Source organism: Pseudomonas sp. D1-36 (genome assembly GCF_051132205.1).
In the GTDB taxonomy this organism is placed as follows: domain Bacteria; phylum Pseudomonadota; class Gammaproteobacteria; order Pseudomonadales; family Pseudomonadaceae; genus Aquipseudomonas.
The window spans coordinates 5,361,103-5,373,998 of record NZ_CP071674.1; the positions used below are offsets into that span (position 1 = coordinate 5,361,103).

Here is a 12,896-nt window from a genome sequence, read left to right on the forward strand (position 1 = left end):
TCCCCTCGCCACAAAAAAACGGTTCGCCGCAATTATTCCGCGGCCAACGCTTTTAGCGCCGACGCCGCTTCCGCCAGCTCCAGCTCGCTGAACACCCGTACGCCATGGCGCTTGAGCAACGCCGCCGTCACGCCCTCGCCGAGGACTTTCACACCGCTGAATGTCCCGTCATAGGTGAGCAGGTTGCCGCAGGAGGGGCTGTTGGCCTTCAGCACGGCGATCCGGATGCCGTGTTCGCGCACCAAATCCAACGCTTGATAGGCACCCGACAAAAACTGCGCGCTCACATCCTCGCCATCGGTGGTGATGACCGCCGCGTCGCCATCGAGCACTTTCACTCCTTGCCCGCCAGGAATCTCCGCCGCCGGCCGGGGCGTGGGCAAGCCGCCGGCGACCTCCGGGCACAGCGGCACGACACGACCCTCGTCGAGCCATTGCTGGAGCTGATCGAATGGCCCGCTGGCGCCACCGTCGTAACGCACGCGATGACCGAGCAGACAGCGACTGACTAGGATTTTTTCCATGCTCAGAACAACTCGTTGCCGCGGCGTCGGAACCAACCGGTCAAGGACAGGCGCTCACGCGTCGCCGGCAGCACTTCATGGGGAATGTCCCCCGAGAGAAACACCACCAGGCAGCCGCCGGTGGGCACTACATCGTGCTCACTTTCGCCCAGGTACATGCGCAACTGACCGCCGTGTTCCGGCAGCCACGCGTCATTGAGATAGAGCACCGCCGAGACCATGCGCCGGTCATCGTCACGGAAGCGGTCGACGTGCTTGAGGTAGAACGCGCCGGGCGGGTACAGGGCGAAGTGGCTCTCGAAATCCTCCAGGCCCAGGAACAGGCCGCGGTTCAAGGCCTCGCGCAGGCTGTCCATCAACCCCAGGTAACGGTCGCAGGCGTCAATCTGGCCGGGCTCGATCCACTGGATGTGATCGCCACGGATCCCTTCGCGAATTTCCGAAAACGGCCCGCGTCCAACGGCGGCCGGGGCCAGTTCACCTTCAGCGGCGCGCTGGCGGCACTCGGCCGCCAAGGCGCGCGTCAGCGCATCCGGCAGGAAGATGTTCTGCTGCGACCAGCCGCGCTCGGCCAGGTCGTCGACGATACGTAACAGCAACGGATGATCAGAAGGTATTTGCATGGCGCGCATAGTATTCCTGTGCCTGCAAAACCGACAGCGCCGCGCAGCGGGTTCGCTGCGCCAGGTGGCACCGCCGTACGAACTTGATACGAATTCTCGACAAGTTCCCGCACCCCACGGAGAATAGTCGGCTGCTGACAGGAGTCCCTATGCGCCGTTTGCTTTTCTCACTGTTGATGTTCTGCGTATTGCCCGCCTGGGCAGACAGCTACGACCAGTTGTATAAGGTCGCCGGCTGGCCGGAACAACGGGCGCATTTCAATGACGCCTTGAATGCCGCGCAGCAGCGCTATCAGAACAGCCTGCCGCCAGCGGTATTCCAGGCGTTGGTGAACAACAGCAACCAACGGTTCGCGCCCCAGGCCATGGACCAGCGGGCCGAGGCCCAGCTGCGCAAGAACCTTGCCGACCCGGACCCGGCCCTGACCTTTTTCCAATCGCCCCTGGGCCGCAAAGTCGTCGCGGCCGAACTGCTCGCCACCCGCCGCGACCAATTGGCGAAGAACGCCAAGGGCCTGCCTAAGATGCAGGCCAGCGATAACCGCCTGCTGATCATCGGCCATCTGGCCCAGGCCCTGCCCGCCCGTGAAGCCGGTGCCGAAGTCAGCCTGGCGATCGCCGGCGTGGCGGCCGACAGCCTGAGTTCGATGATTCCAGGCTTGCTGGGCGGCGGGCAGGCTCAAGGCATGTTGAACGGCCAGCGCCAGCGCCTGATGGACCAGATCGGTGCGGACCTGAACAACACGTTGCTGTACGTCTACCGTGACCTGACCGACACCGAGCTGGAAGAATTCGCCACCTTCGCCGAGTCGGCCGAGGGGCAGGCCTATTACCAGGCGGCGCTGGCGGCGATTCGGGCGGGGTTGGCGGTGGGGCAGAACTTAGGGCAGTAGGGATTCAACATCGCTATCGCGAGCAGGCTCGCTCCCACAGGGACTGATTGCACAGATCCATCGTGGGAGCGAGCCTGCTCGCGAACGCGATAGATCGATCACCGCCGGACCCGACTCATCCGCCTGCTCAAGAACTCAAACATTTCCTGACGCATCGCCAACCTCTCATTCGCCAGGTGATGCCGCCCCTGCGGCAACATCAGAACCTGCGGCCGGTCGAATTTGGCCTGCAACACTTGCAAGTTGTGTCGCCAATCCACCGTCATGTCCGCCTGCCCCTGGACGATCAACGGCTGGCGCGGGCTGCTCGGCGCCGCCTCTATGCGCTTGATCCACTGCGCGAGCGCCCCGACCCACGCGGTGGGCAGGCGCAGCGGTTGCAGCGGGTCGGCCTGCAGGAACGGAAGGAAATCCGGGTCGGTGGAATTCTCGGTGAACCGCCGGGCAATGCCGGTCACGAACGGCTTGAGCAGGTAATAACTGAGGCGCGACCAGCCCCAGGCGCGAGGCCGGACCAGGGGCGACAACAGGATGACCTGGCCCTGGGCCGGGCTGTTTGCGCCCTGGTTGAGGACATGGTCGACCACAATTGCCCCGCCGGTGCTTTGTCCGCACAGGTGCCAGGGTTGCGGCAAGCCAAGGCTGTCCCCTTCTGCCAGCAAACCTTGCAATGTCGCCTGGTAGTCGGCGAAATCGCCGATGCTGGCGCGCTCGCCACTGGACAATCCATGGCCCGGCAAGTCGCAGCTGATCACCACGAACCGCTGCTCCAGCGCCCAGTCGATCAAGTGCCGGTAAAGGCCCATGTGGTCGTAATAGCCATGGAAAAGGAACAGGGTCGCCACGGCTTTTTCCGGCCACCAGACCTGGCCGACCAGCTCATACCCCGCAACGTCGAAACGACCCAGGCCGCTGCGCAGCGTGCGTGCCGGGAAATCCAGTCCATAGAATTGCTGGTAGGCCTGCGCTTGCGCAGACAGCGGCTGCCACTGCGCCAAAGGTTGCAGGCTGGCGCGCAGATGATCAGGGTCAAAAGAAGCGGGCATTGGTATTCCAGGCAGGAGCGCATCGCGCGAAACAGGCTTTGTAAGCCTGTGATATTCATCTGTCGCGTCGGGCATGGCAAGCTACGCGGCTCCAGAGGATCGACTCCATGCGCCCGTCCCACCGCACGACCTTGCTTGCCAGCCTGCTCGCCCTCGCGTGCGCCGTCGTGCTGTGGCTCGCCTACGACTGGTTCCAGGGCCGATTCCTGAGGACGTTCAGCCAACACACGGCAGTATTTTCCGGCGACCCCCTGCGCCTGCCGCCCGACCTGGCCGGCCCCGGCGCAATCCGCCTGGTGCATTTCTGGGATCCGGCCTGCCCGTGCAACGTTGGCAATCAGCAGCACCTCTCCGAGCTGGTCGAGAAATACACCCCCCTTGGCGTGGCGTTCTACGCAGTACAAAAAACCGGCAGCCTGGGCCGCCTGCCTGCCACGCTGAATAGCCTCAAGACACTGCCGGCGCTTCCCGGTTCGGAACAGATTCCTGCCAGCCCCGCCGTGGCGATCTGGGACCGCCACGGCAAACTGGCGTATTTCGGCCCGTACAGCGAAGGCTTGACCTGCAATTCGAGCAACAGCTTTATCGAACCGATTCTCGAAGCGTTGAGTACCGGCCGGCAAGTCGACGCAACCCACACCATGGCGGTGGGTTGTTATTGTCCGTGGGCCCAGGACACATCCAGCAAACAGTAGGGCCGAAGATATCCCTCCGAGGAACGATGCACCGGGAAGCGGTCACGTGTTAAACAGGCGATCCACAGCGAGATCGTGGGACCGCTGCCACTCGAATAAGGAATGACCATGAAACGGACCCTCGTTGCCTTCCTGTCACTGGTCGTCACCGCCGTTATCGTCGCGGGCGGCTACCTCTACAGCAAGCAGCCCACCCGCCAGGGCACGGTGCAGTTGCAAGGGCTGCAAGGCTCGGTGACGGTGCGCTACGACGAACGCGGCGTGCCGCATATTCGCGCCGAGAACGAAACCGACCTGTACCGTGCCCTCGGTTACGTCCACGCCCAGGATCGGCTGTTCCAGATGGAGATCATGCGGCGCCTCGCCCGGGGCGAGTTGGCCGAGATCCTCGGGCCCAAGTTGCTCGACACCGACAAGCTGATGCGCAGCCTGCGCATTCGCGAGCGCGCCGCCAGCTACGTCGCCGAGCAGGATCGACAGTCGCCGGCCTGGATCGCTACGCAAGCGTACCTGGACGGCATCAACGCCTATCAGCAAACCCACACGCGGCCGCTGGAGTTCGATGTGCTGGGCATTCCCAAGCGTCCCTTTACCGCTGAAGACACCGCCAGCATCGTCGGCTACATGGCCTACAGCTTCGCCGCGGCCTTTCGCACCGAACCCTTGCTGAGCTATGTGCGCGACGAACTCGGTGCCGAGTACCTGAAGATTTTCGACCTCGACTGGCAGCCCCAGGGCGTCCTGCCTCAGGATCCGGCAGGCGGCACGACATTGTCCGCCACTGACTGGAAAGACCTCAACGCCCTCGCCCGCCTGAGTGAGCAGGCCTTGGCCGACCATGGCCTGCCGCAGTTCGAAGGCAGCAACGCCTGGGCGGTCTCGGGCAACCGCACCCACAGCGGCAAGCCTTTGCTGGCGGGCGATCCGCATATCCGCTTTTCCACGCCGTCGGTGTGGTACGAAGCCCACCTGTCGGCGCTAGGTTTCGAACTCTACGGCCAGTATCAGGCCCTCATGCCGTTCGCCTCCCTGGGCATGAACAAGGATTTCGGCTGGAGCATCACCATGTTCCAGAACGACGACCTGGACCTGATCGCCGAGAAGATCAACCCGGACAACCCCGAACAGGTCTGGTACCGCGGCCAATGGGTGGACATGACCCGCAGCGAACAGCAGATCGCCGTCAAAGGCCAGGCGACGGTAACGCTGGTGTTGCGCCAGTCGCCCCACGGCCCGATCGTCAACGATGCCCTCGGCGCCAATGCGGGCAAGACGCCAATCGCCATGTGGTGGGGGTTCCTGGAAAGCCGCAATCCGATCCTCGAGGCGTTCTACCAGCTCAACCGCGCCGACACCTTGGTGAAGGCCCGCGGTGCGTCGGCCAATATCCATGCGCCGGGGCTAAACGTGGTCTGGGCCAATGCCAAGGGCGACATCGGCTGGTGGGCCGCGGCGCAATTGCCCAAGCGGCCGGCTGGCGTGAAACCCGGCTTCATTCTCGACGGCACCAGCGCCGAAGCGGAAAAAGACGGTTTCTACCCTTTCAGCAGCAATCCCCAGGAAGAGAACCCGGCCCGGGGCTACATCCTCTCAGCCAATTTCCAGCCGGTGGCGGCCAGCGGGATCGAGATCCCTGGCTACTACAACCTCGCCGACCGGGGTCAGCAACTCGACCGACAACTGAGCGACAAACAGGCCAAATGGGACATCCAGACCACCCAGAAACTGCAACTGGGCACCACCACCGCCTATGGCCCGCGCCTGCTTGCACCTTTGTTGCCGATCCTGCGCGAAGCGGTCAGCGACCCGCAGGAGCGCAAGTGGGTGGAACAACTGGCTGAGTGGAAGGGCGACTACCCGCTGGACTCCATCAGCGCCACGCTGTTCAACCAGTTCCTGTATGACCTGGCCAACACCGCCCTGCGGGACGAACTGGGCGACGGATTCTTCGAAACCGCGCTATCGACCCGTGTCATCGACGCCGCGCTGCCACGCCTGGCCGCCGAGAAAGACTCGCCGTGGTGGGACGACCGATCGACGCTGGGCACCGAAACCCGCGCCGACACGGTGATCAAAGCCTGGGACAAATCCCTGGCGCACTTGAGGGCGACGCTGGGGGCCGACCCCGCCCAATGGCGGTGGGGTCAGGCACACACCCTGACCCATGGGCATCCCTTGGGCCAGCAAAAGCCGCTGGACCGGGTCTTCAACGTTGGACCGTTCGCCGCACCCGGCACCCATGAAGTACCGAACAATCTCTCGGCCAAGATCGGACCAGCGCCCTGGCCCGTGACCTATGGCCCTTCCACCCGGCGCATCATTGACTTCGCCGACCCGGCCCACAGCGTCACCATCAACCCTGTCGGCCAGAGCGGCGTACCATTCGACAAGCACTACAAGGACCAGGCCGACGCCTATATCGAAGGGCTGTATCACCAGGCGCACCTGGCCGAGGAAGAAGTCACCGCCAACACCCACGGCACACTGAAACTGCTGCCCGCCAGGGCCGAGCCCTGACCATGGCATCGGAATGTTTCTGACGATCGACAGGCTTGGACATCAATGATCGTCAAGACTGCAAAAGCCCAACCCGTTTATCACAATGGAGTCGATGCAATGTTCAATAACTGGTCCGAACTGCTGCCCACCATCAAGAGCGCCTTTGGCGCCCTGGGCAAAAGCAATCCGAAAATGGTCAAGGCCTACATGGCCCTGGATGAGGCTGCCGCCGAGAACAACGTGCTCGACGCCAAGACCCGTGAACTGATCTCCATCGCCGTGGCGATCACCACCCGATGTGACGGCTGCATCGGCGTACACACCGACGCCGCGATCAAGGCCGGCGCGACCCGCGAAGAAATCGCCGCCACCCTGGCAACGGCGGTCTCGCTGAATGCCGGAGCGGCTTATATCTATTCCCTGCGGGCGCTGGAGGCCCATGACGCACTGAAAAAATGAGCTTAAAGCAACGCGGCAAAATTCAACCTGAACTGTTGCGGCGTCACGCCCAACCGCCGATTGAAGACGCTGCGCATGTGTTGGGCATCGCGAAAGCCGCATTGGTAAGCGACGGTCTTGAGCGGTGCCCGAGTGCTTTCCAGCATCACGCGCGCCGCGTCTACCCGGGCCTGTTCGACGAACTCGGCTGGCGTGACCTTCGCCTCCCGGGCGAACACGCGGGAGAAATTGCGTGGGCTCATGTTCGCCGCGCTGGCGAGGTTGGCGATGCCCAGATCACCGTTGAGATTCGCCAGCACGTACGCCTGGACCTGGGCCACGGTGGAGGTCGGCTCGGCATGGGGCGCGAGAAACGGACTGAACTGTGATTGACCGCCTGAACGCTGGGTGAACACCACCAGCCGCTTGGCGACATTCAGTGCCACCTCCGGCCCATGGTCCTGAGCCAGCAGAAACAGTGACAGGTCGATTCCCGCCGTAACGCCCGCCGAGGTATACAGCTCGCCGTCCTGCACGTACAGCCGATCGGCTTCGATCCGGGTCGAGGGGCACAGCTGCGCCAGCGCCGAAGCATCGCCCCAATGGGTGGTGACGGTCCGCCCCTGGAGCAATCCCGCCCGAGCGAGCATGAACGCGCCATTGCAGATCGAACCGAAGCGCCGTGCCCGGGCGCAGGCTTCGCGCAGCCAGGCATTGAACGCTGGGCCAACGTCCATGAACGGCAATTGCGGCCCGCCCGCGACCAGCAGCAGGTCGTACGGCCCTGACGCTGCGCTGAAATGGCGGTGGGGATTGAGGGACATGCCGTTGGAGCAAGACGTCGCACCGCGCTCGACGCCGATCACTTCCAGCCGATAGTGATCCTGCGCGGCGAGAAAGCGATTGGCTTCGCAGAACACATCCAGGGGGCCGCTGACGTCCAGGGACTGGACGCCCGTGAACACCACGATGGCGACGGTTTTTTCCATGGTGCTCACTTACCTGTCCGGGTTGACCACAGAACCCTAGCCAATCCGGCGTGCAGAAGCCAGATGGCATGAAACCCAAGTTCATTGGCCGTAATCGCAGCCATGGCGCGATTGCTGCGCCGTATCCCGGCGAACAGACTGAACCCTCAGCGCCGCCACGGCGCACCGCCAAGAGGAAAGCAGCATGACCCGCATCGCCGGCATCCAGATTCCCGACAGCGCCCTCGCCCGGGCCACCACCGAATACATCCGCGACATTGAATCGGACCTGCTGTATCACCATTCCCGCCGGGTGTTCCTGTTCGGCGCCTTGAGCGGCCAGCGCCAGCAGTTGGCTTACGATCCGCAGCTGCTCTACGTCGGCGCGATGTTCCACGACCTCGGGTTGGTGGAAGGCTACCGCAGCGACGATGAGCGCTTCGAAGTGGACGGCGCGAATGCCGCCGCGGCCTTCCTCAAACCCTACGGGTTGAGCGATGACGACATCGAGCAAGTGTGGCTGTCGATCGCGCTGCACACCACGCCCGGCGTGCCGAAGCACCTGCGCCCCAACGTCGCCCTGGTGACCGCTGGCGTGGAAATGGACGTGCTGGGCATGGATTACGCCGCGTTCCCCGCCGCACAGCGCGACGCCGTGGTGCATGCGCATCCCCGGGGAGAAGGCTTCAAGGAGTGCATCATCTGCGCCTTCGCCGACGGCTTGCGGCATCGTCCACATACCACCTTCGGCAATGTGAAAACCGATGTGCTGAGGGATCAGGAGCCGGGGTTCAAGCCGATGAACTTCGTTGAAGTGATCCGCAGCTCGCCCTGGAATTCATAGCCAGCACACCCCGCCACTATCGCGAGCAGGCTCGCTCCCACAAGGGGATCTGCAGTGAGCCACGGATTTGCAGGCAAAAAAACACCAGTGGGAGCGAGCTCGCTCCCACATTTTGGTCCCAGAGTCGGTTAGGCCGAAGCGGTTTCCGCCCGGCGTACTTCCGGTTGCTTCCAGGAATCGGCGGCGCTTTCCTCGATCGCTTGCTGGATCGCCCGCTTGCGGTTTTCTTCGGCACGGCGGCTGAAGTACCAGACCAGGAAGGTCACCAGGGACACCGCCAGCAGGATCAGGCTCGCCACGGCGTTGATTTCCGGTTTCACCCCCAGGCGCACCGCCGAGAAGACTTCCATCGGCAAGGTGGTCGAGCCAGGGCCGGAGACGAAGCTTGCCAGCACCAGGTCGTCGAGGGACAGCGCGAACGACATCATGCCGCCCGCCGCCAGCGACGGCGCGATCATTGGAATGGTGATCAGGAAGAACACCTTCCACGGCCGCGCGCCGAGGTCCATGGCCGCCTCTTCGATGGACAGGTCCAGCTCACGCAAGCGCGCCGAGACCACCACCGCCACGTAGGCCGCGCAGAACGTCGTGTGGGCGATCCAGATCGTGACGATGCCACGTTCCTGAGGCCAGCCGATCATTTGCGCCATGGCCACGAACAACAGCAACAGCGACAGGCCGGTGATCACTTCCGGCATCACCAATGGCGCGGTGACCAGGCCGCCGAACAGCGTCCGACCCTTGAAGTGGGTGATGCGGGTCAGCACGAAGGCCGCCAGCGTGCCCAGGGCCACCGCGGCAATCGCCGTGTAGCAGGCGATTTCCAACGAGCGCATCACCGAGCCCATCAGCTGGCTGTTGTCCAGCAGGCCGACGTACCACTTGACTGACCAACCGCCCCACACCGTCACCAGTTTGGAGGCGTTGAACGAGTAGATCACCAGAATCAGCATCGGCGCGTAGATGAACAACAGACCCACCACCAGCATCAGGCTTGAAAAACTGAAGCGCTTCATTACTTGCCCTCCATTTCTTTGGCCTGACTGCGGTTGAACAGGATGATGGGCACGATCAGGATCGCCAGCATCACCACCGCCAAAGCGGATGCCACCGGCCAGTCTCGATTATTGAAGAATTCCTGCCACAGCACTTTGCCGATCATTAGCGTTTCCGGGCCGCCCAGCAGTTCCGGAATCACGAACTCGCCCACCACCGGGATGAACACCAGCATGCAGCCGGCGATGATGCCGTTCTTGGACAGCGGCACGGTGATCTTCCAGAAGCTGTTGAAGGTGCTCGAACCCAGGTCCGACGCGGCTTCCAGCAGGCTGGCATCATGCTTTACCAGGTTGGCGTAGAGCGGCAGGATCATGAACGGCAGGTAGGAATAGACCACGCCGATATAGACCGCCAGGTTGGTGTTGAGAATTTGCAGGGGTTCGCTGATCCAACCCATGCTCATCAGAAAGCCGTTAAGCAAGCCGTTGTTGCTGAGGATACCCATCCACGCGTAGACGCGAATCAGGATCGCGGTCCAGGTCGGCATCATGATCAGCAGCACCAGCACCGTCTGCATCTCTTTGCGGGCGTTGGCGATGCCATAGGCCATGGGGTAGCCGATCAGCAGGCACAACGTGGTGCTGATCAGCGCCATCTTCAGCGAGCCGAGATAGGCGGAGATGTACAGCTCATCCTCGCTGAGCATCACATAGTTGCCAAGGTTGAGCAGCACCTGCAGCTTCTGGTCGATGTAGCTGTAGATTTCGGTGTAAGGCGGGATCGCCACGTCGGCTTCGGCGAAACTGATCTTCAGGACGATGAAGAACGGCAGCATGAAGAACAGGAACAGCCAGATGAAGGGCACCCCGATGACCATCTGACGGCCACCGGGCGTTATTCGGGCGAGACGGCGTTTGAACTTGCGCATGTTCATGAGCGAAGCACCACGCCGCTGTCGTCTTCCCACCAGACGAATACCTGGTCGCCCCAGGTCGGACGCTGGCCTCGGCGTTCGGCGTTGGCGACGAACGACTGCACCAGCTTGCCACTCGGCAGCTCGACGTAAAACACCGAGTGGCCGCCCAGGTAGGCGATGTCATGGACCTTGCCACTGGACCAGTTGTGCTCGCAGGTTGGCTGCTCGGGCGTGACCAAGAGTTTTTCCGGGCGGATGGCGTAGGTGACGGACTTGTCCTGCACCGAGGTGCTGATGCCGTGGCCGACGTAAATGTTGCGGTCCAGGTCCTTGCACGTCAGCACCGCGTGGCCCTCGGCGTCGTCCACCACTTCGGTCTCGAAGATGTTGACGTTGCCGATGAATTCACAGACCAGGCGGCTGGTCGGGGTCTCGTAGATATCGATCGGGCTGCCGATCTGGGCGATCCATCCCAGGTGCATGATCGCAATGCGCTCGGCCATCGTCATGGCCTCTTCCTGGTCGTGAGTCACCATCACGCAAGTCACGCCGACCCGCTCGATGATCTCCACCAGCTCAAGTTGCATCTGCGAGCGCAGCTTCTTGTCCAGAGCGCCCATTGGCTCGTCGAGCAGCAAGAGTTTGGGCCGCTTGGCCAGGGATCGGGCCAGGGCCACGCGCTGGCGCTGGCCACCAGAGAGTTGGTGCGGCTTGCGCTTGGCGTACTGGCTCATCTGCACCAGCTTGAGCATTTCAGCCACGCGGGCGTCGATCTCGGCTTTCGGGATCTTGTCCTGTTGCAGGCCGAAGGCGATGTTCTGTGCCACGGTCATGTGGGGGAACAAGGCGTAGGACTGGAACATCATGTTGATCGGCCGCTCGTAGGGCGGCAGGTCGGTGATGTCCACGCCATCGAGGAAAATCCGCCCCTCCGTGGGCCGCTCGAAGCCTGCCAGCATGCGCAGCAAAGTGGATTTGCCCGATCCCGAACCGCCGAGCAAGGCAAAGATCTCGCCTTTCTTGATTTCCAGGGACACGTCGTCCACGGCAATCGTCTCGTCGAACTTCTTCGTGACCCGGTCGATCTTGACCAGCACCTGCTTGGGTGTCTGGTCGCCCTCGAGGGCTTTCTTATAGGCGCCGGAGGCAACTGCCATTTACGAAACTCCCACAAAATTTGCAGCTCGCCCAAGACGGGCGAACCTTGGAAAAGTTAGAGCGCTTGACGCTATTTACCCGACTTGACCTTGGTCCAGCTGCGGGTCATGAGTCGTTGGATCTTGGGCGGCAACTCGGAGTTGACGTAGAGCTTGTCGACAACCTCCTGCGGGGGATAAACCGCTTCGTCGGTGCGCACTTCCTGGTCCATCAGTTCGCCAGCCTTGGGGTTCGGGTTGGCATAACCGACGTAGTCGCTCACCTGGGCGATGACCTCAGGCTTGAGCAGATAGTTCATGAACGCGTGGGCCTCCTTGACGTTGGCGGCGTCGCGTGGGATTGCCAGCATGTCGAACCAGAGGTTGCCGCCTTCCTTGGGAATCACGTAGGCGATTTCGACGCCCTTGCCGGCCTCGCTGGCACGTTCACGGGCCTGGAAAATATCGCCGGAGAATCCGGCAGCCACGCAGATGTTGCCGTTGGCCAGGTCCGAGATGTACTTGGAGGAGTTGAAGTAGGTCACGTAAGGCCGGATCTTGAGGAGCTGGGCCTCGGCCTTCTTGTAGTCTTCGGGGTTCTGGCTGTTGGGGTCCAGGCCCAGGTAGTTGAGCATCGCCGGGATCATCTCGTCGCCCGAGTCGAGGAACGAAACGCCGCAGCTGGACAGCTTCTTGATGTTTTCCGGTTCAAACAGCATGGCCCACGAGTCGATTTTTTCGACACCCAGTACCGCCTTGATCTTCTCGACGTTATAGCCGATGCCGTTGGTGCCCCACAGGTAAGGCACGGCGTATTGATTGCCCGAGTCGTTTTTTTCCAGACGCTTGAGCAGCGAAGGATCGAGGTTGGCGTAGTTCGGCAGCTGCGATTTGTCGAGCTTCTGGAACGCCCCGGCCTTGATCTGCTTGCCCAGGAAATGGTTGGACGGCACGACCACGTCGTAACCGGTGCGACCGGCCAGCAACTTGCCTTCCAGGGTTTCGTTGGAATCGAACACATCGTAGACCGGCTTGATCCCGGTGGCTTTCTCGAAGTCCGCCAGGGTGGATTCGCCGATGTAGTCCGACCAGTTATAAATATGCACGATGGAAGCCGCTTGGGCACTGACAGCGAGTGTCAGGCCAGCACCGACCAGCAAGGCGTTGCGCAACAAAGAAAAGACAGGCACGTGGAGGTCCTCTTAAATAGTTGGGCCCAAGTTGCCCCCGTTACCGGGCAACGATATGCCCTGCAACAAAACCGGCGCGCAACTTACCCTCGATAAACCGATCCAGCAAAACTTTTAGTTATTTA

13 protein-coding genes are annotated in these 12,896 nt (G+C 62.3%); 5 read left to right on the forward strand and 8 right to left on the reverse strand.

The annotated features are described in order from the left end of the window. Window positions 1-32: 32 nt before the first annotated feature. Window positions 33-524: a DUF523 domain-containing protein gene (locus J3P76_RS24145; RefSeq protein ID WP_434561753.1), complete on the reverse strand. Its 492-nt coding sequence runs from the start codon at window positions 522-524 to the stop codon at window positions 33-35. Between the two features lie 2 nt (window positions 525-526). Further along, the gene (locus J3P76_RS24150) at window positions 527-1,156 is read right to left on the reverse strand and encodes a 2OG-Fe(II) oxygenase (protein ID WP_434701321.1); all 630 of its coding nucleotides are present in this window, start codon (window positions 1,154-1,156) and stop codon (window positions 527-529) included. 140 nt (window positions 1,157-1,296) lie between these two features. On the opposite strand from J3P76_RS24150, the gene J3P76_RS24155 reads away from it, so the two are divergent. Beyond that, window positions 1,297-2,040: a DUF2059 domain-containing protein gene (locus J3P76_RS24155; RefSeq protein ID WP_434608990.1), complete on the forward strand. Its 744-nt coding sequence runs from the start codon at window positions 1,297-1,299 to the stop codon at window positions 2,038-2,040. Between the two features lie 98 nt (window positions 2,041-2,138). Here the strand turns inward: J3P76_RS24155 and J3P76_RS24160 are convergent, their stop codons facing one another. Next, window positions 2,139-3,086: an alpha/beta hydrolase gene (locus J3P76_RS24160; RefSeq protein ID WP_434675526.1), complete on the reverse strand. Its 948-nt coding sequence runs from the start codon at window positions 3,084-3,086 to the stop codon at window positions 2,139-2,141. A 107-nt stretch (window positions 3,087-3,193) separates the two neighbouring features. Here J3P76_RS24160 and J3P76_RS24165 point away from each other — a divergent pair, with 107 nt between their 5' ends. The 3 genes from J3P76_RS24165 to J3P76_RS24175 all read left to right on the forward strand — a co-directional run bounded on the left by J3P76_RS24165 (window position 3,194) and on the right by J3P76_RS24175 (window position 6,739). After that, window positions 3,194-3,781, forward strand: coding sequence for a DUF6436 domain-containing protein (locus tag J3P76_RS24165; protein ID WP_434608988.1), 588 nt, complete (start codon window positions 3,194-3,196; stop codon window positions 3,779-3,781). A 108-nt stretch (window positions 3,782-3,889) separates the two neighbouring features. Beyond that, on the forward strand, window positions 3,890-6,298 hold the full coding sequence (locus J3P76_RS24170) for a penicillin acylase family protein (RefSeq protein WP_434701322.1): 2,409 nt from the start codon (window positions 3,890-3,892) through the stop codon (window positions 6,296-6,298). 99 nt (window positions 6,299-6,397) lie between these two features. After that, complete coding sequence (locus J3P76_RS24175; RefSeq protein WP_014340738.1) at window positions 6,398-6,739, forward strand: carboxymuconolactone decarboxylase family protein; 342 nt, start codon at window positions 6,398-6,400, stop codon at window positions 6,737-6,739. 2 nt (window positions 6,740-6,741) lie between these two features. Here J3P76_RS24175 and J3P76_RS24180 read toward each other — a convergent pair whose 3' ends face one another. After that, window positions 6,742-7,707, reverse strand: coding sequence for a GlxA family transcriptional regulator (locus J3P76_RS24180; RefSeq protein ID WP_420765173.1), 966 nt, complete (start codon window positions 7,705-7,707; stop codon window positions 6,742-6,744). A 184-nt stretch (window positions 7,708-7,891) separates the two neighbouring features. Here J3P76_RS24180 and J3P76_RS24185 point away from each other — a divergent pair, with 184 nt between their 5' ends. Continuing rightward, window positions 7,892-8,530: an HD domain-containing protein gene (locus tag J3P76_RS24185; protein ID WP_434561743.1), complete on the forward strand. Its 639-nt coding sequence runs from the start codon at window positions 7,892-7,894 to the stop codon at window positions 8,528-8,530. Between the two features lie 128 nt (window positions 8,531-8,658). Here the strand turns inward: J3P76_RS24185 and J3P76_RS24190 are convergent, their stop codons facing one another. The 4 genes from J3P76_RS24190 to J3P76_RS24205 all read right to left on the reverse strand — a co-directional run bounded on the left by J3P76_RS24190 (window position 8,659) and on the right by J3P76_RS24205 (window position 12,771). Further along, window positions 8,659-9,546, reverse strand: a complete 888-nt coding sequence (locus J3P76_RS24190; protein WP_434701323.1) for an ABC transporter permease subunit — start codon at window positions 9,544-9,546, stop codon at window positions 8,659-8,661. Further along, complete coding sequence (locus J3P76_RS24195; protein ID WP_420765076.1) at window positions 9,546-10,463, reverse strand: ABC transporter permease subunit; 918 nt, start codon at window positions 10,461-10,463, stop codon at window positions 9,546-9,548. Before J3P76_RS24195 ends, J3P76_RS24190 begins: the two co-directional genes overlap by 1 nt. After that, window positions 10,460-11,602, reverse strand: a complete 1,143-nt coding sequence (locus J3P76_RS24200; RefSeq protein WP_420765077.1) for an ABC transporter ATP-binding protein — start codon at window positions 11,600-11,602, stop codon at window positions 10,460-10,462. The genes J3P76_RS24195 and J3P76_RS24200 overlap by 4 nt, the downstream gene beginning before the upstream one ends. A gap of 71 nt (window positions 11,603-11,673) precedes the next feature. Continuing rightward, a complete protein-coding gene (locus tag J3P76_RS24205) occupies window positions 11,674-12,771 on the reverse strand; it encodes a polyamine ABC transporter substrate-binding protein (protein WP_434701324.1) in 1,098 nt (365 codons plus the stop codon). Between the last annotated feature and the right edge of the window lie 125 nt (window positions 12,772-12,896).